We start from the raw sequence: 22,135 nt of genomic DNA on the forward strand, positions 1-22,135 counted from the left end.
GTAAGCCATACTATTTCAGCTAATAAAAAGCAAATTAAATAAGTCTTATTACAAAGACAGATATTAGAACTTATTATGATAGAACTAAAAAACAATCCTGCCGGCAACTTTTTCCTGATTGCCGGTCCTTGTGTAATTGAAGGAGAAGAAATGGCCTTGCGCATTGCAGAACGCATTGTGGGCATCACCGAAAAGTTACAGATACCTTACGTGTTCAAAGGCTCTTATCGGAAAGCCAACCGCTCGCGTCTGGACTCATTCATGGGAATCGGCGACGAAAAAGCCCTGAAGATACTCAAAAAAGTACACGATACGTTCGGCGTACCGACTGTAACAGACATCCATGCAGCCGACGAAGCAGAAATGGCAGCCGAATACGTTGACATTCTGCAAATTCCTGCTTTCCTTTGCCGGCAAACGGACCTGCTGATAGCTGCAGCCAAGACGGGTAAGACCATCAACATCAAAAAAGGACAATTCCTGTCGCCGCTTGCCATGCGTTTTGCCGCCGAAAAAGTGATTGAAGCCGGCAATAAACACGTCATGCTGACCGAACGCGGTACTACCTTCGGCTATCAGGATCTGGTAATAGACTATCGGGGTATTCCTGAAATGCAATCGTTCGGCTTCCCAGTAATCCTTGATGCTACCCACTCCTTACAGCAGCCGAATCAAGCCAGTGGAGTAACCGGAGGAATGCCTCAGCTTATTGAAACAGTGGCTAAAGCTGGTATTGCAGTAGGAGTAGACGGGCTGTTCATCGAAACACACGAGAATCCGGCTGTAGCCAAGAGCGACGGTGCGAACATGCTGAAGCTGGACTTGCTGGAAGGACTGCTCACCAAATTAGTAAGAATAAGGAAAGCCATTAAAGAAACAGAAGACTAAATTCCAAAATATTTTTAGGCTTCTGTGTGATTTATCGCTTTTCTTTCCGACAGATAAGTCAGAAAACAACTTAATTACAAAAAGAAATGAAACATCTATTTCGTAAATTAGGATTTGCCGTTATCATGTTATGCGGCAGTTTCCAACTGGCATCGGCTCAGATGCAGATGCCTCCCATCCCGGTAGATAAAGATGTACGTATCGGACATCTTGACAACGGTCTGACCTATTACATCCGCCACAACGCCCTGCCCGAGCATCGTGTCGAATTCCACATTGCTCAAAAAGTAGGTTCTATCCTTGAAGAACCACAACAACGTGGTTTGGCTCACTTCCTGGAGCACATGGCCTTCAACGGAACCAAGAACTTCCCGGGCGATGAAAAAGGACTGGGCATCGTACAGTGGTGCGAAACCAAAGGTATCAAGTTTGGTGTGAACCTCAATGCCTATACTTCAGTAGACCAGACTGTTTATCGCATCAGCAATGTGCCTACTGATGATCAAAGCGTAGTAGACTCCTGCTTGCTCATTCTGCATGACTGGAGCAACGCCGTACTGCTGTCAGACAAAGAAATCGATAAAGAGCGCGGCGTCATTCACGAAGAATGGCGTAGCCGGAACAGCGGCATCATGCGTCTGTACACCGAAGCCCAGGCCGTGATGTACCCGGGAGACAAATATGCAGACTGTATGCCTATCGGAAGCATTGATGTCATTGATAACTTCCCCTATCAGGCTATCCGCGACTATTACGCCAAATGGTATCGTCCCGACCTGCAGGGAATCATCATTGTGGGCGACATAGACGTTGACCAGATGGAAGCCAAAATCAAGTCAGTATTTGCTGACGTGAAGAAGCCCGTCAACCCGGCCGAACGTGTTTATTATCCGGTAGCCGACAACCAGGAACCTTTGGTTTACATCGGTAAGGATAAAGAAATTGACGACCCGACTATCGAAATCTACTTCAAGCAAGACCCGACACCCGACTCCATTAAAGGGAACATGGCTTACCTGCTGCAGCAATACATGCTTAGCATGACTACCAGCATGCTCAACTCCCGCTTGAACGAATTGCGTCAGTCTGCCAATCCTCCGTTCATCTATGCCGGATGCTATTATGGAAATTACTTCCTTGCACAGACCAAAGATGCCTTTACTTTAAGCATCAGCAGCAAGGCAGAAGGCATTAACGAAGCCCTGAAAGCCGGATTGACCGAACTGGAACGCGTACGCCGCTACGGATTCACCGAAAGCGAATACAAACGCGCACGTGCCAACTACCTGCAACGTCTGGAATCGGCTTACAATGAACGCGAGAAGACCAAAAACGATTCTTACGTCAACGAATATATCAACCACTTCCTGATGGCAGAACCGATCCCCGGCATCGAATTCGAATATACGACCATGAATCAGATTGCTCCGAACATCCCGATAATGGCCATCAACCAGGCAATCCAACAAGGTGGTCTGCTGCCCGACAACAACCAGGTAGTATTCATTGCTGCTCCTGAAAAAGAAGGAATTGTTTGTCCTACCAAAGAAGAGGTTGTCGCACAGCTGAAAGGCATGAAAGACCTCAAGGTAGAAGCTTATGTTGACAAAGTATCCAACGAACCGCTGATGAAAGAAGCTCCGAAAGGTGGCAAAATCGTATCGGAAAACACGAATGCCATTTACGGAACAACAGAACTGACCCTGTCGAACGGTGTGAAAGTCTACATCAAGAAGACTGACTTCAAAGCCGACGAAATCCAGATGAAAGGCGTAAGCCTGGGCGGTACAAGCCTCTTCCCCGATAATGATAAACTCGAAATGAGTTACCTGAACAGTGTCATACAAGCTGGTGGACTTGGCAACTTCAGCAAAGTAGACCTGACCAAGATGTTGGCTGGCAAGAAAGTATCTGTCAACGCCGCAGTCGGTGCCAATACAGAAGGCATCACCGGAAGCTGCTCGCCCAAAGATTTCGAAACCATGATGCAGCTTACTTACCTGAGCTTCACAGCTCCCCGCAAGGATATGGATGCCTTTGCATCACTGAAAAGCCGCATCAAAGCCCAACTGGAAAGTGCTGAATCGAATCCGTTGAGCAGCATCAACGATACTATCCAGAAGATGATGTACGGTTACCACCCACGCTACTTCAGCATGAAGCCTGAAATGGTAGACCAGATCAACTACGATCGCATCATCGAGATGTACAAAGACCGTTTTGCCGATGCCAGCGACTTCCGTTTCTTCCTGGTAGGTAACGTTGACATCGAAAAGGTAAAACCGCTGATCGAGCAATATCTGGGCGCACTGCCTTCGACCGGACGCAAAGAAACCTTCCGCGACAACCACATGGATATAGCCAAAGGTATGCTGGAAAATACTTACGCCAAAGAACAACAAACCCCGATGGCTACCGTATTCATGCTTTATTCCGGCAAGTGCAAATATGATCTGAAAGACAATCTTCTGATGAGCTTCCTGACTCAGGCTCTTGACATGGTTTATACTGAAGAAGTTCGCGAAAAAGAAGGTGGTACATACGGTGTAAGCAGCTACGGACAACTGTCTAAACATCCGAATGAGAAATTCATGCTGCAAATCGTTTATCAGACAGACCCTGCCAAGAAAGATCACCTGAACGGTATCATCGACGCACAAATGAAGAAGATGGCTTCCGAAGGTCCGACTGAAGAGCATCTGCAAAAGATCAAAGAATACATGCTGAAGAAGTACAAAGACAACCAGAAAGAAAACGGCTACTGGCTGAACAATCTGGACGAGTACTTCTATACAGGTGTAGATTACACTCAGGGTTACGAAGAAGCTGTAAACAACATCACCGTCAAAGACGTACAGAAATTTGCTGCCGACTTGGTTAACCAAGGTAACAAGATTACAGTTGTGATGACAGTGCCTGAGAAGTAATAATCTAATTTAAGTTTCGCAAATGCTCAACTTAGTAGTTGACAAGGCTTCAGTCAACAAGTCTACAGGGTTGGAAATGCCTTGTCAACTCGTCAACCTGTTACTCGTCAACTGTAACTTGAGCTTGCGAAAGTTGAATAATCTGAAAAGATAATCAAGCACAAACATACGAGGGTGTGTCGAAACAACAAAATATTGTCCGTTTTCGGCACACCTTCTTCTTTCTAAAATCGTATATAACTGCCTATTAAAAAACAATGAACCTTTTCTTAGAACTCCGACGCCACGGCAAACTTGCCAATCAGCGCAATCCCATGTACGAGAAAAGCCGCTTCGCCAAATTCTGGATCTATCTGATGGTAGTATTCTGGGCCGGCTATCTCATCTTTTTCGGCATAACGTTTGCCTTTGCTTTCAGTGAAGGAGCACAGGAAGCCTATCATTTACTGAACGGCGGACTGCTTTTTATCCTTGCACTCGATTTCGTTATCCGCCTGCCTTTTCAAAAAACACCTTCACAGGAAGTCAAACCCTACATGCTGCTCCCCATTAAGCGCAGCCGGCTCATCGACTGTCTGCTGACACGTTCCGGTCTGGATTCATTCAATCTGTTCTGGTTCTTTTTCTTTGTCCCGTTTGCCATTCTGACCATTGCCCGTTTCTACGGAGTAACAGGAGTCTTAACCTATCTGATAGGCATCTGGCTACTAATGCTGCTCAACAACTACTGGTTCCTGCTTTGCCGTATGCTTATGGGAGAACGCTTCTGGTGGTTTTTACTCCCGGTCTTGGTTTATGGCGCATTGGGAGCAGCCTTCTTCATTCCCGATGAAAGTCCGCTATTCGACTTCTGCATCAATGTGGGCGAAGGTTTCATTTTGGGTAACTGGCTGACGTTTGCCGTTACTTTGGCCATCATTGCTCTGTTCTACCTGTTAGACCGCTATGTAATCGGAAAGATGATTTACGGCGAAATCAATAAAGTAGAAGATACGACTGTGCAGGTAAAACATGTATCGGAATACCGTTTCCTGGAACGTTACGGCCAGGTGGGCGAATACATGAAGCTGGAACTGAAGATGCTGCTGCGCAACAAAATCTGTAAGCGCGGACTCTATTCGGCCGGTGGCGTGGTACTGGTATTCAGTGCTCTCATTGCCTTCACAGATGCCTATCAGGGAGGAATGAAAGATTTTCTGGTTATGTACAACTTTGCATTATTCGGCATTCTGTTCCTGAGCACCATCATGGGCTACGAAGGAAACTATATAGACGGGCTGATGAGCCGCAAGGAAAGCATTTACTCGCTTCTGCAAGCCAAATACGCCATCTACAGCATCGGACAGGTTATTCCGCTGGTTATGATCATTCCCGCCATCATTATGAGCAAAGTAACACTGCTCACCGCCATTTCATGGTTTTTCTTCATCCCCGGCTTTGTGTACTTCGGTATGTTCCAGATGGCTGTATACAACAACCGGACAGTAGACATGAACAACAAGATGACTCAGCGAAACGTCGGTACAGGCATGCAGAACCTGATTTCGTCGGCTGTATTCATAGTCCCCTTGCTGCTATATTTCCTGCTGCACTTCCTGACAGGCGAAACAACAACCGCATGGATATTCATAGCCATCGGACTCGCCTTTATACTGACTTCGAGATACTGGCTGCGCAACGTCTACAACCGCTTCATGAAACGGCGGTATAAAAACATGGAAGGCTTCCGCGACAGCCGACAGAAATAACCGGGCTATCCCATAGAAAACAGTTCTTCGGATATCCCCATCATCAACTATCCAGCTTAAAAACAAACTATGATTCAGATTACCAATTTACAGAAAAAGTTCGGCGAAAAAATAGCCGTCAACATAGACAATTACACCATCGGGAAGGGCGAAATGCTGGGTCTCGTAGGTAACAACGGCGCCGGAAAAACTACTTTATTCCGCCTTATCCTCGACCTGCTGCAAGCCGACCAAGGCGAAGTCACCATCAATGATATCAACGTAGCCCGAAGCGAGGACTGGAAAAGCATAACCGGAGCCTACATCGACGACGGTTTCCTGATCGACTACCTGACTCCTGAAGAATACTTCTACTTCATCGGCAAAATGTACGGTCTGAAGAAGGAAGAGGTAGACGAACGGCTGAAACCATTCGAACGCTTTATGAACAACGAGGTGCTGGGACAAAAGAAGTTCATACGCAACTACTCCATGGGAAACAAGCAGAAAATAGGCATCATCTCTGCCATGCTGCACTATCCCCAGTTGCTGATACTCGACGAGCCGTTCAACTTCCTCGACCCCAGTTCGCAGGCTGTCATCAAGCATCTGCTGAAAAAGTATAGCGACGAACATCAGGCCACGGTCATCATCTCCAGCCACAACCTGAACCACACGGTCGACATCTGCCCACGCATCGCTTTGCTGGAACACGGTGTCATCATCCGCGACATCCACAACGAAAACAATTCAGCAGAAAAAGAACTGGAAGACTACTTCAATGTCCGTGTCGAAGAAGAACTGGAAGAAGAAGCCAGCCAGCAAAACGAAGAAAAGCAAGATAACCAAACCGAATTGCAATGAAACAGTCCATCGTCCATGCCCTCTGCCTCCTGCTTCTGGCTATCGGAGTGAGTTCGTGCCACACGTCGGCTCCCCGACTGAACTATCAATCTCTGGCCCGCGCTTCCCTCAAACTGGGTATGGACATCGAACGGACCGACAACCACCAGCTGTACATACAAGCCGCCGAATGGATAGGCACCCCCTATCGTGCCGGCGGCACCAGCAAGCGTGGAACGGACTGTTCGGGACTGGTAGCACAACTCTATAAAAAAGTCTACCACATACGTTTGCCACGCAGCACTTCCGGCCAACTGGAAGAAAGCCGGAAAGTGTCACGACGCAATTTGCGCGAGGGCGACCTTGTATTTTTCACCAGTCGCACCTCGCGCAAAAAAGTGGCTCATGTAGGCATCTATCTGAAAAACGGCAAGTTTATTCATGCCAGCACCAGTCGTGGGGTAATCGTAAGCAGTCTGAAAGAAGACTATTATTCCCGACACTGGCTTCGGGGCGGAAGAATAAAGTAAACCATCTGCCTGTTTCGGTACGATTCTCTGCATTTCCCCATGTACCGGTTTGTTACGACTGATGCAATAACACAATAGTCTTTTGCAACCAAACTCTCAGACGATGCTATCCCCGAAAAACGTTTCAAGCGTCAGAGACTATTCACATAATCGTTCAGTTCGTTCACCACTGCGGCAGCAGTCTTGGCCGTGCTGTTACCGGGCATGAAGTTTCCGACAAGCCTGTTCAGTTTGTCCAGCGCACGGGTCGCCTTCCGGCGAGTCAGCTCTTCGCGTAATAACAGGATTTTCTCACAGCACTGCAAGCCCTCGACCAAACGTTCAAAACGTATGCTACTGCGAGGTCCCGGATACAGACAGTATGTATCGCCTGCTGCCCAAGTACGGAAACGGGAATCGCGCAACGGGTCAAGCGGCCAGCTCATGGTAGACCATCGCAAATAGCCATCATAACCTCCTGCAACTGCATGAATGGCAGTCCAGGCTGCCTCGGCCGGCGACGAAAACGTAAAGATATTTGGGAAAGCCTCCGTGCAACAAGTATAATATGTACTGATTTGACCTTTCCGCTCGCGCTCGGCTTTGACTTCTTGAGGGAATACCTGTCCGTAAGGAATGCACAAGTAATAAAGATCGGACTGAATCTCTGCATGATAGTTGCCGGCAAGCATTATCTTGAAGCCGGGATCGGCAGCCTTCACTACTTTAATAGCTTCCTGCATGTCTTTCAAAGGACGCTCGTCCATCGAAATGGCCGTCTTTTCAAACCATCCCTTTGCCTTAAGATGGCGCGCAAAATCTTTCAGGAAGGTTCCCCAATAGTCTGCATATGCACGGTCGCCCGGCTTAGCCTCAACGAAAAGCACCCGATTAGTAGCCTGGTCATAATAATCGAACTTCAAGTCCCAGGGAACCATTGTGTAGCAGCTTATCAGGTCATCAATTCCTACCTCATTCATCATGAAATCGACCCACTTGTCGAATACCGTATAATCGAACTTCCAGGTTCCGTCCAGTTGCTTCATCCGGAATATCATACTGTCATAATGGTCTTGTGTCTGACCGGCCCAAGGCTTGTGCATAATGCTGGCAGTAATAGTCCGCTGCCCGGCATCGGCCAACATCCGCATAATGGGACGCATGGCATCGAAATGCTCTTTACTCCACAACGGAACCTGATAATAACGGGCTACGGCATAAGGATTCTGCCACAAGTCGACATACATCTTCCAGTCTGCAGGAGCCGGCAACACCCGGTTGCTCACCTTTATCTCGAACACGAGAGACTGCTTGGCCAACTTTTCGCCCGACACTGACAACTTACCACGATAGATGCCCGGCTGACTGTCGGACGGAATCCAGACATTCATCCAGATGGGTTGTGTGGTACGTGCTTTGACCGGAAGTTCCAGGTTGATATCAATCATATCGGCCACCAGAGACGAGTCCCAGTCTGCTTTATTGGGCCGATGACCGCATCCGCCCTGTCCGTCCTTATTCAATTCGTCGGTCATGACATATCTGACAAAGCCTGCCTTGACCGCCGATGCCGGAATCCGGTGCTTGCCGTTTGTCAGGTCGGATACCTCTATCCGGACCTTGCCCAAGTCTGCTTTTGTCCAAAGCACAGCCTGCGCATTCACTCTTTCGCCCCGCCAGCCTTTCAGACGGAGCGAACTCTTCCGACTGATGTCGGGAACATCCAGTTTTCGGTAACGCACATCTGTACTGCCCCAACTGAAACAAGTAGTCTGTTTCAGCTGTTCCCACACTGTTGCATCGTCGTGAGGCTTGGTATCGGTTAATTCATCGAACTGATGTAGCGGAAAGCGATCCGCCTGCTGGGCACCGGCATACAAGCTACAAAGCGCCAACACAAAAAGAAAGATTTTTTTCATAACAAATATAGATAATTACAGGTTATAGTAAAGCCAGCACCTATCATACGTGCAGATGCCACTGGACAGACGAAATGGTCCGTCTGGCTGACAAAGATAAAGCTAATCTGCCAAAAGAAAAACAAAATCACTACCTTTGCCACAAAAAGCGACCAATGAATTACTCTACTTATCTGTTCGACTTCGACTATACACTTGCCGACTCCTCGCGCGGCATCGTCACCTGCTTTCAGCATGTGCTGCAACGGAACGGTTATCTTCAGGTAGCCGACACGACCATCAAACGGACCATCGGCAAGACGCTGGAAGAATCGTTCACCATCCTGACCGGCGTAACCGACAGCGAACGCCTGGAAGAATTCAGAAAACAGTATGTCAAGGAAGCCGACGTCTACATGACTGCCAATACGTTTCTTTTCCCCGAAACCATCCAGACACTGACTGCCCTGAAAAACGCAGGCGCCAACGTTGGAATCATCTCGACCAAATACCGCTACCGCATCAAAGAACTGCTCGACCATCACCTGCCCGACGGGGTAATCGACATCATCGTAGGCGGCGAAGACGTGAAACAACCCAAGCCCTCGCCCGAAGGACTGCTGTATGCCATTGAGCGGCTGCAGGCCGACAAAACACAGGTGTTGTACATCGGCGACAGCACCGTCGATGCCGAAACAGCCCAGTCGGCAGGAGTAGACTTTGCCGGAGTGACACACGGAGTAACCACAGCCCACGAGCTGGCCTGCTATCCGCACGTCTGCATCATGTCGTCGCTGGAAGAACTGCTCTGAAGAAAAGCCGGAACTGATACGAAAAGAAATAACAAACTGCGTCTGCTTACATCCCCTGACAGACTATCTTTAACAGCCCCTACGAACAACACTTGCACGGCTCGCGAGCCACACAAGTGTTGTTCGCGAGCCGTGCAAGTGTCGAACAAATGAATTGCAAGTGTCCCACAAACGGAATACAGACATCTTTCATCCGACGTGTACAACACGGACTAACTCGCTATTGATGAGCCAATTGCGTCAAAGCAATCAGTTTCTCCTTATCCATCCTTTCCGCCTCCATCCCAGCCTAACCGGATTTTCGTCCGAAATATAAAAATCACGACACGCACCATTTCCTCAAGAAAATAGTTACAGAATTATTTGTTCGTCTGAATGAAAAACAGTACTTTTGTGCCCGATTATTCCGAACCGGGTCCGACAAAGAGCTTTCCAAGTGATTGGAGACCACCCGACGGAGCTAACTTATACATTATATATAAGAAATGTACGCAATTGTAGAAATCAACGGTCAGCAATTCAAAGCAGAAGCTGGCAAGAAACTGTTCGTTCACCACATGCAGAATGCAGAAGCTGGTGCAACAGTAGAATTTGAAAAAGTTCTTTTGGTAGACAAAGACGGCAACATCACCGTAGGTGCTCCTACAGTAGAAGGCGCAAAAGTAGTTTGCGAAGTAGTTACCGCTTTGGTAAAAGGTGACAAAGTTCTCGTATTCCACAAGAAGAGAAGAAAAGGTTACCGCAAGTTGAACGGTCATCGTCAACAATTCACAGAGTTAACAATCAAAGAAGTAGTAGCTTAATCAATTTAAAACAGTAAGAAGAAATGGCACATAAAAAAGGTGTTGGTAGTTCTAAGAACGGCCGTGAATCAGCAAGTAAGAGATTAGGCGTTAAGATATTCGGTGGCGAAGCTTGCAAGGCAGGTAACATCATCGTTCGTCAGAGAGGTACTGAATTCCATCCGGGAAACAACATCGGTATGGGTAGCGACCACACTCTGTACGCCTTGGTAGACGGAACTGTACAGTTCAAAGTAGGTAGAGAAGACAGACGCTATGTATCTGTAATCCCCGCCGAAAGTGCAGAAGCATAACGCTAACAACAGAAAATAATCAGGAAAAGAGGATAAGCCCTAAAAGCTTATCCTCTTTCTTTTTATACGAAAAACTACACCCTATTTGTTTTCCCTATCTTTTGATAAAATAGGATGCGTCTCAGCAGAAAAAACAAGCAAGCTTGTTTTTTCTGCTGAGACTTTCACTATCTTTCCATAAGATAGGATGTGGTTCGGGATAGCCAAACCTGAAAAACTTCGTTTTTCGTTTGTCTCTCCTCTCACCTTTCACTATCTTTGCACTGCAAATCAAGGTTATTATAAAAAACAAATTCAAGATATGCTTACCATTAAACAAATCACAGAAAACACAGACGCGGTGATCCGCGGACTGGAAAAGAAGCACTTCAAGAATGCCAAAGAAGCCATCGAGCAAGTGCTGGCCTACAACAACAAACGTAAAAGTACACAAGCTGTATTAGATAACAACCTCGCCGAAGTCAACTCACTCTCCAAGTCTATCGGCCAACTGATGAAAGAAGGCAAAAAAGAAGAAGCCGAAACAGCCAAAGCACGTGTTGGCGAACTGAAGGAAGCCAACAAAACCCTGCAAGCCGATATGGATCAGGCTGCTCAGGATCTGCAACAGCTGCTCTACACCATTCCCAACGTGCCCTACGACGAAGTGCCCGAAGGCGCTACTGCCGAAGACAACCTCGTTGTGAAAATGGGTGGTATGGAGACTGAACTTCCCAAAGATGCCCTGCCCCACTGGGAACTGGCCAAGAAGTACGACATCATCGACTTCGACCTGGGTGTTAAGATTACCGGTGCCGGCTTCCCCGTCTACAAAGGCAAAGGTGCACGCCTGCAACGCGCCCTCATCAACTTCTTCCTGGACGAAGCACGCAACTCGGGCTATACCGAAATCATGCCGCCCACAGTGGTGAATGCCGCTTCGGGTTACGGCACAGGCCAGCTGCCCGACAAGGAAGGACAGATGTACCACTGCGAAGTAGACGACCTCTACCTCATCCCGACAGCCGAAGTACCCGTAACAAACATCTACCGCGACGTCATCCTCGACGAAAAGCAGCTCCCCATCAAGAACTGCGCCTACACCGAGTGTTTCCGCCGCGAAGCCGGTTCTTACGGTAAGGACGTACGCGGACTGAACCGTCTGCACGAATTCTCGAAAGTGGAACTGGTACGCATCGATACCCCCGAGCACAGCAAGCAAAGCCATCAGGAAATGTTGGATCACGTCGAAGGCCTGCTCCAGAAACTGGAACTGCCTTACCGCATCCTGCGCCTTTGCGGTGGCGACATGAGCTTTACGGCTGCCATCTGCTACGACTTCGAAGTATACAGCGAAGCACAGAAGCGTTGGCTGGAAGTCAGCTCTGTATCTAACTTCGACACCTATCAGGCCAACCGTCTGAAATGCCGTTACCGTACAGCCGAAAAGAAAACCGAACTGTGCCACACGCTGAACGGTTCCGCCCTGGCTCTGCCGCGCATCGTGGCCGCCTTGCTAGAGAACAACCAGACACCCGAAGGTATCCGTATCCCCAAGGCATTGGTTCCCTACTGTGGTTTCGACATGATAGACTAAAAACATTGCAAGGTCTGTCATCCTAATCATACATTATAAAAATAAAGGCTTGTACTGGCTGCTTCCGCTTGCCGCAAAAAGACAATCAAAAAAGAAGGCATCCCCGTCCGTACAAGCCTTTATCATATAAAAAATAATACGGATTATCATTTTATTTTCTAACCCCATAAATCTACTTATCATGAGTGCTAAAAACAAAAGTTACGCATTGCCGCTGACATTCGTCGGCATCATGTTCTTTGCCATCGGCTTCGCGCTGGGCATCAACTCGCTGCTTGTTCCCGTTCTGCAAGGTTCGCTGGGCATTTCGAACGCTGCTTCGTACCTGATTATCGCCGCAACGTTCATCCCCTTCCTTGTTTTCGGCTATCCTGCCGGACTGACGATTAAAGCTATCGGCTACAAACGCACCATGTCGCTGTCGTTCATCATTTTTGCCGTGGCCTTCTATCTGTTTATTCTGTCGGCCAATTACAAGAGTTTCAGCCTGTTCCTGCTGGCATCGTTCATCAGCGGAGCGGCCAATGCCTATCTGCAAGCGTCCGTCAACCCCTACATCACCATTCTTGGCCCGTTGGAGAGTGCTGCCAAGCGCATCAGCATCATGGGTATCTGCAACAAGCTGGCCTGGCCCATCCCGTCCATCTTTATCGTGTGGCTGTTGGGCAAAGACGTGCACCTCATCGGTATTGAAGACCTGAACAAACCGTTTGTAATCATCATCTGTGCCTTCATCGTACTGGGCGTTATGGCCTTCTTCGCTCCCCTGCCCGAAGTGAAAGCCGAAGGCGAGGACGAAAACGACAACACTTCCGAAGCTTCCAGCTATGCCGCGGGAAAGACTTCCGTATTCCAGTTCCCGCACCTGCTGCTGGGCTGCCTGGCGCTGTTCCTGTATGTAGGAGTCGAGACAGTCTCGTTGGGCACACTTGTCGACTATGCCAACTCACTCGGCCTGCCGGGTGCCGCCAACTATGCGTGGATTGCGCCTATCGGCATCGTCATCGGTTACATCTGCGGTATCATTTTCATACCTAAATACATCAGCCAGGCTGCTGCCCTGAAGATATGTTCAATTCTGGCCATCGCCGGTTCGCTGCTTGTTGCACTGACGCCGCAGGACATCTCCATCTACTTCATCTCGTTCATGGCACTGGGTTGTTCGCTGATGTGGCCTGCCCTGTGGCCGCTTGCCATGGCCGACTTAGGCAAGTTCACCAAAGCCGGGTCGTCGCTGCTCATCATGGCCATGTTCGGCGGAGCCGTCATTCCCACCCTGTACGGCTGGCTGAAAGATGTCACCAGTCCCCAACAGGCCTACTGGCTCTGCCTGCCCTGCTTCCTGTTCATCCTCTATTACAGCATCTCGGGTTACAAAATCCGGACGAAGTAAGAGCTCGGTAATCAGGAGTTAAGGAGTTAAGAAGTTAAGGAGTTAAGTCAAATGCCCGTTTTTGCACACTAAGGTATTGGCTTAACTCCTTAACTTCTTAACTCCTTAACTCCTTATTTCCTCCCCCTCTCCCTTTCCCAAACTTTCTTTCCTTTCTTTCTTTGTAATTTACAAATAAGCCGTATCTTTGCAAAACCTATCAATCTGATAGTAATTACGTAATTATACCAACAAAAAATAAGGAAATGAATAAAATCATCAGCAAAGAACAATTTTCGGAGAAAGTGTTCAAGTTCGAGGTGGAAGCACCGCTTATTGCCCGCTCCCGCAAGGCAGGACACTTCGTCATTGTACGTGTCGACGCCCGAGGCGAACGAATGCCGCTGACCATAGCCGGTGCCGACGTACAGAAAGGCACCATCACGCTGGTGGTGCAGGAGGTCGGATTGTCATCCACCAAACTTTGCCAACTGAACGAAGGCGACTACATCCTCGACGTAGTAGGACCGCTGGGACAAGCCACGCACATCGAAAACTTCGGTACTGTTGTCTGCGCCGGAGGCGGTGTAGGTGTAGCACCCATGTTGCCCATCATACAGGCACTGAAGGAGGCAGGTAACCGCGTCATCTCCGTACTGGCCGGACGTAGCAAAGACCTGATTATTCTGGAAGAACAAGTACGCCGTTCGTCCGATGAGGTTATCATCATGACCGACGACGGCTCGTATGGCAACAAAGGCCTCGTGACCGAAGGCATCGAAAGCGTCATCAAGCGCGAGAAGGTGGACAAATGTTTTGCCATCGGCCCCGCCATCATGATGAAGTTCTGCTGTCTGCTGACCCAAAAATATAATATTCCTACCGACGTTTCGCTGAATACCATCATGGTAGACGGTACGGGCATGTGTGGCGCCTGCCGTATCACCGTGGGTGGAAAGACGAAGTTCGTCTGCGTAGATGGCCCCGAATTCGACGGCCATCAGGTAGACTGGGACGAAATGTTCAAGCGCATGGGCTCGTTCAAGGATGTAGAACGCGAAGAAATGAGCCATCTGGCCGATTCCGTTTGTCATGCTACTGCCCAGGAAGGCGCACAGCCGGATGCATTGGCCTCGCAAGCAAACGCTCCTCAGGCCCAGGCTCCGATGGAAGAACTCCTCGACCGCAAAGCCCCGTGGCGCGAAGCTTTGCGCAAAAGCATGAAGCCGAAGGAACGCACCGCCATTCCCCGCTGTCCGATGAACGAGCTCGACCCCGTTTATCGTGCCACAATCCGTACGGAAGAAGTAAATACCGGCTACACCAAAGAGCAGGCCATGACCGAAGCCAAACGCTGCCTTGACTGCGCCAACCCGACGTGTATGCAGGGTTGCCCCGTCAGCATCAACATTCCGTCGTTCATCAAGAACGTAGAGCGTGGCGCCTTCCTCGAAGCAGCCCGCGTGCTGAAGCAAACCTCGTCGCTGCCCGCTGTCTGCGGACGTGTATGCCCACAGGAAAAACAATGCGAAAGCCAGTGCATCCATCTGAAAATGAACGAACCGGCCGTAGCCATCGGTAATCTGGAACGTTTCGTGGCCGACTACGAACGCGAAAGCGGTAACATCGTTCTGCCCGAACTGGCTCCGAAGAACGGCATAAAGGTGGCCGTTGTAGGTTCAGGCCCTGCCGGACTGACTTTTGCCGGCGACATGGTGAAGTATGGTTACGACGTAACCGTATTCGAAGCCTTGCACGAGATTGGCGGTGTGCTGAAATATGGTATCCCCGAGTTCCGCCTGCCCAACAAGATTGTGGACGTCGAAATCAACAACCTCGAAAAGATGGGCGTACACTTCGTGAAGGATTGTATCATCGGTAAGACCGAAAGTGTAGAAGAACTCCAGAAAGAAGGTTACAAAGGCGTATTCATTGCTTCGGGAGCCGGACTGCCCAACTTCATGGGTATACCGGGCGAGAACAGCGTGAACATCATGTCGAGCAACGAATATCTGACACGTGTCAACCTGATGGACGCTTCCAATCCTGAAACCGACACCCCCATCAACCCTGCCAAGCGCGTGATGGTAGTAGGCGGCGGAAACACCGCTATGGACTCGTGCCGCACAGCCAAGCGTCTGGGAGCTGAGAAAGTGTTCATCGTCTACCGCCGTAGCGAGGCCGAAATGCCTGCCCGACTGGAAGAAGTGAAGCATGCCAAGGAGGAAGGCATCGAATTCCTTACGCTGCACAACCCCATCGAATACATTGCCGACGAGAAAGGTGCCGTGAAGCAGGTAGTACTGCAGAAGATGGAACTGGGTGAGCCCGATGCCAGCGGCCGACGCAGTCCCGTAGCCATTCCCGGAGCAACGGTTACACTGGACATCGACATGGCTGTCGTTGCCGTAGGCGTATCGCCCAACCCCATTGTGCCCAAATCGGTAAAGGGTCTGGAGCTGGGTCGCAAGAACACCATCGCCGTCAACGAAAACATGCAGTCGTCCATCCCGACGATCTATGCCGGCGGTGACATCGTACGCGGTGGAGCTACCGTTATTCTGGCCATGGGCGACGGCCGACGCGCAGCTGCTGCCATGCACGCCAACCTGCAAGAGTAATACCTCTGACAGACATTAGCCTTCGGACATCCGAAGCACATATCAACAGTCCCTTCTGCCTCTCCGCAGCTTCTCTTTCAGCCGAAAGAGAAACACGGAAAGCAGAAGGGACTTTTCTTTTCCTTCGTCCCGAGCAGCCTCTTCTTCCCTCAAATCCATTCCTCAGGACTTCCGAAACAAAACGCCGGGAGTTTCGAAGCAAAACTCCACGACTTTTGAAGCAAAATCCCACGAGTTTCAAAGTAAAACCCCACGAGTTTCGAAACAAAAGCCCACAGGTTTCGGACACAAACCCCAGCCATCCACACACAAAAAGCCCCGTCGGCAGGAAGACTACTGTACCTTTCCTGCGACGGGGCTTCAGAATATTTTTTGTCAGCCTCGACCGAGGACAGACTTATTTTACAATGCTGTTGGTCTGCGGATCAGGGAAAATGACCGTCGGTTTGAACGTCTTGGCCTCTTCAAAGTCCATCAGCGCATACGACATGATAATGACAATGTCATCAGGTTGCACCTTGCGGGCTGCTGCACCGTTCAGACAAATCTTACCCGAGCCACGTTCGCCCTTGATAATATAGGTTTCGAAACGCTCTCCATTGTTGTTGTCGGCAATGTAAACCTTCTCACCGGCAATCATGTTGGCGGCATCCATCAGGTCTTCGTCAATCGTAATACTTCCCATGTAGTTCAGGTTAGCTTCCGTAACACGTGCACAGTGTATTTTCGATTTCAGCACTTCAATCATCATACGACTATTCCTTTTTATATATTGATATTGAATTTACTCCTTATACTTGATGTTGTCAATCAAACGAACCTCTCCGCAGAACACGGTGATACAGCCTACCGCATACGACGTATCTTCCCAGTTGGCAATCTTCTGCAACGTGTTTCCGTCTACCAGTTCAAAGTATTCCAGACGCAAACCGGGAGCGGCCTCAATGGCATCTTCCACGAACTTTTGTGTTTCGGCTACCGTATGCGACTTGGCGTAATCGCGGCTGGCAAACAACGTTTGCGAAATCTTCAGTGCCTGCTGACGTTCTTCGGCCGAAAGACGTGCGTTACGGCTACTCAAAGCCAAGCCGTCTTCCTCGCGGACAATGGGACAGCCCACAATCTGCAGCGGGAACTTTAACTGACGCACCATCTCGCGAATGATGGCCAACTGCTGGAAGTCCTTTTCACCAAAATAAGCACGGTCGGGCTTTACGGCCTCGAACAGCTTGCTCACAATCTGGCAAACACCGTTAAAGTGCCCCGGACGATACTTACCCTCCATCACCGTATCCAGCGGGGCATAGCTGAACTGACGTGTATCGGGTTCGGGATACATCTCTTCCACAGAGGGAGCAAAGGCAAAGGCTGCGCCACACTGCTCCAGCAGACGGCAATCAGCATCCAGCGTACGCGGATACTTTGCCAGGTCGTTCTTGTCGTTAAACTGCGTGGGATTAACAAAAACACTCACTACGGCTGCATCGTTCTCGGCAACACAACGCTTCACCAGCGAAGCATGACCGGCATGCAAGGCACCCATTGTAGGTACCAGTCCTACCGTTTTACCCTGGGCTCTCAAGGCCGCCAAAGCAGCCTGCAAGTCCTTGATAGTATGTACTATTTCCATTTCTATTGGTTATAAAAATAACTTTGTTGTTCGCTAAAACGGTGCAAAATAAACCAATATTTAGCACATAAAGAAGAAATATCGTAAAATTATGCAGGTTTCAGCCACTTTTCCTGTTCAGAGGGCTTAATATCGCTACTGATATACAATTAGTTAACAAAACATAAGGAATAATAGGACTGGTTATTTTGTCCGATTGCCCGATTTTTTTGTATCTTTGCCAAATAATCGAGAACATTGTTATTATTATGACAAAGGCGAACAAGGTTTTATTTATAACACAAGAAATCACTCCATACGTTTCAGAGACCGAGATGTCTCTTGTAGGCAGACACTTACCGCAAGCCATCCAGGAAAAAGGCAGAGAAATACGAACTTTCATGCCCAAATGGGGAAATATCAACGAACGCAGAAACCAGCTGCACGAAGTGATACGCCTTTCCGGTATGAATCTGATCATTGATGACACGGACCATCCGCTTATCATCAAGGTAGCATCCATACAGGCTGCACGTATGCAAGTATACTTTATCGATAATGACGATTACTTCCAGAATCGCCTGCAAATCACTGACGAAAACGGAAATGAATACGAGGACAACGATGCTCGTACCATATTCTATGCCCGTGGCGTACTGGAAACCGTCAAAAAACTGCGCTGGTGTCCGGACATCATTCATTGTCACGGATGGATGACCGCTTTGGCTCCTCTTTATATAAAGAAGGCCTACAAGGACGAACCTTCTTTCAGAAATGCCAAAGTAGTATTCTCGTTATACGGCGACGACTTCAAGCAACCTTTCCACCCAGACTATCCCAACAAGCTGTTGCTGAAAGGCATTGCTAAAAAAGATGTGGCACACCTGAAAAGCCCAATAGACTATGCTACGCTCTGCAAGCTGGCTGTCGACTTCTCCGACGGCGTTGTCCAGCAAAGCGAGCACGTCAACGAAGAAGTAATGGAATACGCACGGCAGGCCGGAAAACTGGTATTAGACTATCAGTCGCCCGACAATTTTGCCGACGCCTGCAACGACTTCTACGACAAAGTATGGGAAACTGAACAACAATAAAAGCAAATCCAAGACACTAAATTTATGAAAGCCAAGTATATAGGAATCCTGTCATTGGCACTGTTAAGCATCTTCGGATGCGACGACAACACCGGAACACTGGGAATGGGAATGCTACCCGACTCAGACGGTTTGTCAGCCCACACTGCTTCATTTGATGTAACAACTTATTCAGTTGAAGCAGAGCAAGTTTTTTCTAAAACAAGCACCGGATATATCGGCCGATTCACGGACCCCGATTTCGGATATTATGAATCCAGCTTCCTAAGCGAGCTGAATTGTACAGACGACTATATATTCCCTGCCGTATACAAAGAAAGCGCAGACGGAACAAGCGGAACCGGTATGATGGCTGGTGACACGGTAGTATCCGTAAGCTTGGTACTATACTACAAAAGTTGGTTTGGCGATTCGCTGAATGCTTGCCGCATGAGCGTTTACGAGCTGAATGACGAATGGCTGAACGACCGCAAGACAGCCGACAATTACCGTTATACCGATTTCGACATTACCAAGTATTACGACCCCAACAAATTGCTTGGCAGAAAAGCATACAGTGCTTACGACGCAACGATTCCCGACTCTGTAAGAAATGCAACAGACTCATATGGTAATCCCATTTATTATCCTTACGTTGCTTTCCGTCTCGACAAAGAACAGTATGGCAACAGGATTCTGAAACTGAACCGGGAATACCAGGAAGGCAAAAACGATTATTTCAAGAATGCCGAAAACTTCATCAACAACATCTTTAAAGGTATATATGCCAAAAGCGATTACGGCGATGGCACAATCCTTTATATCGACCGTGTGGACTTACAGATGCAATTCCGTTTCCACTATGTAGACGAAGAGACCGGACTTGCCCTGAAGAAAAAGTCTGATGATGAAAATGGAAAAGCAGGCGAAGACTCTTTATATTATAGTACTGCTACCGTTTTCGCTTCGACCAAAGAGGTTGTTCAGGCAAACAAGTTCACCAATTCAGACAAATTACAGGAACGCTTGCAGGAAACAGACTGGACATACATCAAATCGCCAGCCGGAATCTTCACTGAAGCTGTTCTGCCCTACGACGAAATTTACAAGGAACTTGCCAACGACACACTGAATGCCGTTAAACTGACCTTTACCAATTATCACCAAAATGATAATTACGAGTTCAGCATGAGTGCGCCCGACAACGTATTGCTGATACGCAAATCCGATTACAAGAAATTCTTCACAGAAAATCAGTTACCGGATAATATTACATCGTACACCGTTGCTCACAACAATATTGCAACCAACCAATACACATTCAGCAATATTGCACGCCTGGTAACATCGTGCATCGGCATCAAAAATACAGCGAAAGCCGAAGCACAAAAGGAAGCTGGAAGCAACTGGAACGAAGCCGAATGGGAAGCCAAGTGGACTGCCGAGAACCCTGATTGGGATAAAGTCTGGTTAATTCCGGTTTCAGCGTCATACGATACCAATAAAACCACTTTAATAGGTATACAGAACGATCTAAAACCCAGCTATGCCAAACTTAAAGGTGGAACGACCGGCGACAAGTTGAAACTGGAAGTAACATACACGACTTTCAAGAAATAAAAGCAAACAAGTTATACAAGAAATAAACGGGTACTTGTCAACTATCTCTTCACAAGTATCCGTTTATTTTTTTATATAATAATAAGAGGGTGTGTCGTAATACGCGATTCACCCTCTTTTCTTTATCAGCGATAAGAGCGTAGTTAACGTGAGTTCGATATAAGCAAATAAATATTTCACTGAAAATTAGGAACATAGCGATAAAAGTATTAAATTTATAGTGAACAATTATAACATTTAAACGATTATCACTATGTTTCCAGAGTCTAAAGTTACAGAGATTTATTGTATGGCCGATGATTTTTGCAAGGAATTTACATTTCAACAGGAAAAATATATGATTGATGATAAGAAGACCAAGCATCGCAATAAACCCAACCGTATGAGTGATGCTGAGATTATGGTTATTCTTATCCTGTTTCACTCCGGTGGTTTTCGCTGTTTCAAGCATTACTACAAGGAGTATGTCTGTAAACATCTGAAACACCTTTTTCCGCGCCAAGTTTCCTATAACCGTTTTGTAGAATTGGAAAAGGAAGTACTACTTCCCCTGACCATCTTTATCAAAAAAGTACTGCTGGGAACCTGTACCGGCATCNGTTACAGAGATTTATTGTATGGCCGATGATTTTTGCAAGGAATTTACATTTCAACAGGAAAAATATATGATTGATGATAAGAAGACCAAGCATCGCAATAAACCCAACCGTATGAGTGATGCTGAGATTATGGTTATTCTTATCCTGTTTCACTCCGGTGGTTTTCGCTGTTTCAAGCATTACTACAAGGAGTATGTCTGTAAACATCTGAAACACCTTTTTCCGCGCCAAGTTTCCTATAACCGTTTTGTAGAATTGGAAAAGGAAGTACTACTTCCCCTGACCATCTTTATCAAAAAAGTACTGCTGGGAACCTGTACCGGCATCAGTTTTGTGGACTCCACTCCCTTACGTGTATGCCGTAACCAAAGAATCCTTATTCATAAGACATTTGAAGGACTTGCCGAGCGTGGAAAATGTTCAATGGGATGGTTCTTCGGATTCAAGTTGCATCTGATAATCAATGACAAAGGGGAAATTCTCAATTTCATGTTTACTCCCGGAAACGTGGATGACCGGGAGCCTTTGAAGCTGGGCAAGTTCCTGAAGAACATTAAAGGAAAACTATGTGCAGACAAAGGATATATTGGTCAGGCCCTGTTCGAGAATCTTTTTCTTAATGGCATACAACTTGTCACCAAGGTCAAGAACAATATGAAGAACTCACTGATGAGTATTGCCGACAAGATCTTGCTCAGAAAAAGAGCCCTGATCGAAACGGTCAATGACGAATTGAAGAACATTGCACAGATAGAGCACTCCAGACATCGTTCATTCAATAACTTTATAGCTAACTCTTTGTCGGCTATCGCAGCATACTGCTTTTTTGAAAAGAAGCCAGCTATTGATATAAATTTTGTCAATGACAGACAACTTTCTTTTTTTTGATTTTATATCGAACTCACGTTTTTTATATAATAATAAAGGCTGCCCTTTCGAGCAGCCTTTATTATTGAAATGTACGT

The 22,135-nt window shown here is 47.7% G+C and carries 16 protein-coding genes and 1 pseudogene; 14 read left to right on the plus strand and 3 right to left on the minus strand.

Annotated features, from left to right (window positions below):
• The first annotated feature begins 75 nt into the window (after positions 1–75).
• The 5 genes from kdsA (at position 76) to BQ5591_RS16115 (ending at position 6,915) form a co-directional block, all read left to right on the plus strand.
• Positions 76–888, plus strand: a complete 813-nt coding sequence (gene kdsA / locus BQ5591_RS16095; protein WP_022162583.1) for a 3-deoxy-8-phosphooctulonate synthase — start codon at positions 76–78, stop codon at positions 886–888.
• An 86-nt stretch (positions 889–974) separates the two neighbouring features.
• Complete coding sequence (locus tag BQ5591_RS16100) at positions 975–3,815, plus strand: M16 family metallopeptidase (RefSeq protein WP_071150087.1); 2,841 nt, start codon at positions 975–977, stop codon at positions 3,813–3,815.
• A gap of 257 nt (positions 3,816–4,072) precedes the next feature.
• Positions 4,073–5,563 carry a DUF5687 family protein gene (locus BQ5591_RS16105; RefSeq protein ID WP_071150088.1) on the plus strand — a complete coding sequence of 497 codons (1,491 nt, stop codon included), beginning with the start codon at positions 4,073–4,075 and terminating at the stop codon, positions 5,561–5,563.
• Between the two features lie 69 nt (positions 5,564–5,632).
• The gene (locus BQ5591_RS16110; protein ID WP_022162587.1) at positions 5,633–6,406 is read left to right on the plus strand and encodes an ABC transporter ATP-binding protein; all 774 of its coding nucleotides are present in this window, start codon (positions 5,633–5,635) and stop codon (positions 6,404–6,406) included.
• The gene (locus tag BQ5591_RS16115) at positions 6,403–6,915 is read left to right on the plus strand and encodes a C40 family peptidase (protein ID WP_071150089.1); all 513 of its coding nucleotides are present in this window, start codon (positions 6,403–6,405) and stop codon (positions 6,913–6,915) included. Before BQ5591_RS16110 ends, BQ5591_RS16115 begins: the two co-directional genes overlap by 4 nt.
• Positions 6,916–7,046: 131 nt before the next feature.
• Here the strand turns inward: BQ5591_RS16115 and BQ5591_RS16120 are convergent, their stop codons facing one another.
• Positions 7,047–8,813: a DUF4091 domain-containing protein gene (locus BQ5591_RS16120; RefSeq protein WP_071150090.1), complete on the minus strand. Its 1,767-nt coding sequence runs from the start codon at positions 8,811–8,813 to the stop codon at positions 7,047–7,049.
• Positions 8,814–8,968: 155 nt separating this feature from the next.
• Here BQ5591_RS16120 and BQ5591_RS16125 point away from each other — a divergent pair.
• From BQ5591_RS16125 to BQ5591_RS16150, 6 genes and pseudogenes are all read left to right on the plus strand, one after another.
• Positions 8,969–9,601 (plus strand): annotated as a pseudogene (locus tag BQ5591_RS16125) (HAD family hydrolase); the annotation flags it as partial.
• 488 nt (positions 9,602–10,089) lie between these two features.
• The gene (rplU, locus tag BQ5591_RS16130; protein ID WP_071150091.1) at positions 10,090–10,407 is read left to right on the plus strand and encodes a 50S ribosomal protein L21; all 318 of its coding nucleotides are present in this window, start codon (positions 10,090–10,092) and stop codon (positions 10,405–10,407) included.
• Positions 10,408–10,430: 23 nt separating this feature from the next.
• Entirely contained in the window at positions 10,431–10,700 is a 270-nt protein-coding gene (gene rpmA / locus BQ5591_RS16135) for a 50S ribosomal protein L27 (RefSeq protein ID WP_021847156.1), read from the plus strand.
• 301 nt (positions 10,701–11,001) lie between these two features.
• Complete coding sequence (serS, locus tag BQ5591_RS16140; protein WP_022162626.1) at positions 11,002–12,276, plus strand: serine--tRNA ligase; 1,275 nt, start codon at positions 11,002–11,004, stop codon at positions 12,274–12,276.
• Between the two features lie 181 nt (positions 12,277–12,457).
• Complete coding sequence (gluP, locus tag BQ5591_RS16145; protein WP_071150092.1) at positions 12,458–13,669, plus strand: glucose/galactose MFS transporter; 1,212 nt, start codon at positions 12,458–12,460, stop codon at positions 13,667–13,669.
• Between the two features lie 245 nt (positions 13,670–13,914).
• A complete protein-coding gene (locus BQ5591_RS16150; RefSeq protein WP_071150093.1) occupies positions 13,915–16,269 on the plus strand; it encodes a bifunctional dihydroorotate dehydrogenase B NAD binding subunit/NADPH-dependent glutamate synthase in 2,355 nt (784 codons plus the stop codon).
• A 397-nt stretch (positions 16,270–16,666) separates the two neighbouring features.
• Here BQ5591_RS16150 and panD read toward each other — a convergent pair whose 3' ends face one another.
• Positions 16,667–17,020, minus strand: coding sequence for an aspartate 1-decarboxylase (gene panD, locus BQ5591_RS16155; protein WP_022162630.1), 354 nt, complete (start codon positions 17,018–17,020; stop codon positions 16,667–16,669).
• 33 nt (positions 17,021–17,053) lie between these two features.
• On the minus strand, positions 17,054–17,899 hold the full coding sequence (gene panC / locus BQ5591_RS16160) for a pantoate--beta-alanine ligase (protein ID WP_071150094.1): 846 nt from the start codon (positions 17,897–17,899) through the stop codon (positions 17,054–17,056).
• A gap of 248 nt (positions 17,900–18,147) precedes the next feature.
• Here panC and BQ5591_RS16165 point away from each other — a divergent pair, with 248 nt between their 5' ends.
• The 3 genes from BQ5591_RS16165 (at position 18,148) to BQ5591_RS16180 (ending at position 22,058) form a co-directional block, all read left to right on the plus strand.
• Positions 18,148–18,972 (plus strand): glycogen/starch synthase, encoded by an 825-nt coding sequence (locus BQ5591_RS16165; protein ID WP_071150095.1) that lies wholly within the window; start codon positions 18,148–18,150, stop codon positions 18,970–18,972.
• Between the two features lie 24 nt (positions 18,973–18,996).
• The gene (locus BQ5591_RS16170; RefSeq protein ID WP_071150096.1) at positions 18,997–20,571 is read left to right on the plus strand and encodes a BamH family beta-barrel-assembly machinery protein; all 1,575 of its coding nucleotides are present in this window, start codon (positions 18,997–18,999) and stop codon (positions 20,569–20,571) included.
• 617 nt (positions 20,572–21,188) lie between these two features.
• Positions 21,189–22,058, plus strand: a complete 870-nt coding sequence (locus tag BQ5591_RS16180; RefSeq protein ID WP_071149575.1) for an IS982 family transposase — start codon at positions 21,189–21,191, stop codon at positions 22,056–22,058.
• Positions 22,059–22,135: the final 77 nt, after the last annotated feature.

Source organism: Bacteroides ndongoniae (assembly GCF_900108345.1).
GTDB lineage: Bacteria > Bacteroidota > Bacteroidia > Bacteroidales > Bacteroidaceae > Bacteroides > Bacteroides ndongoniae.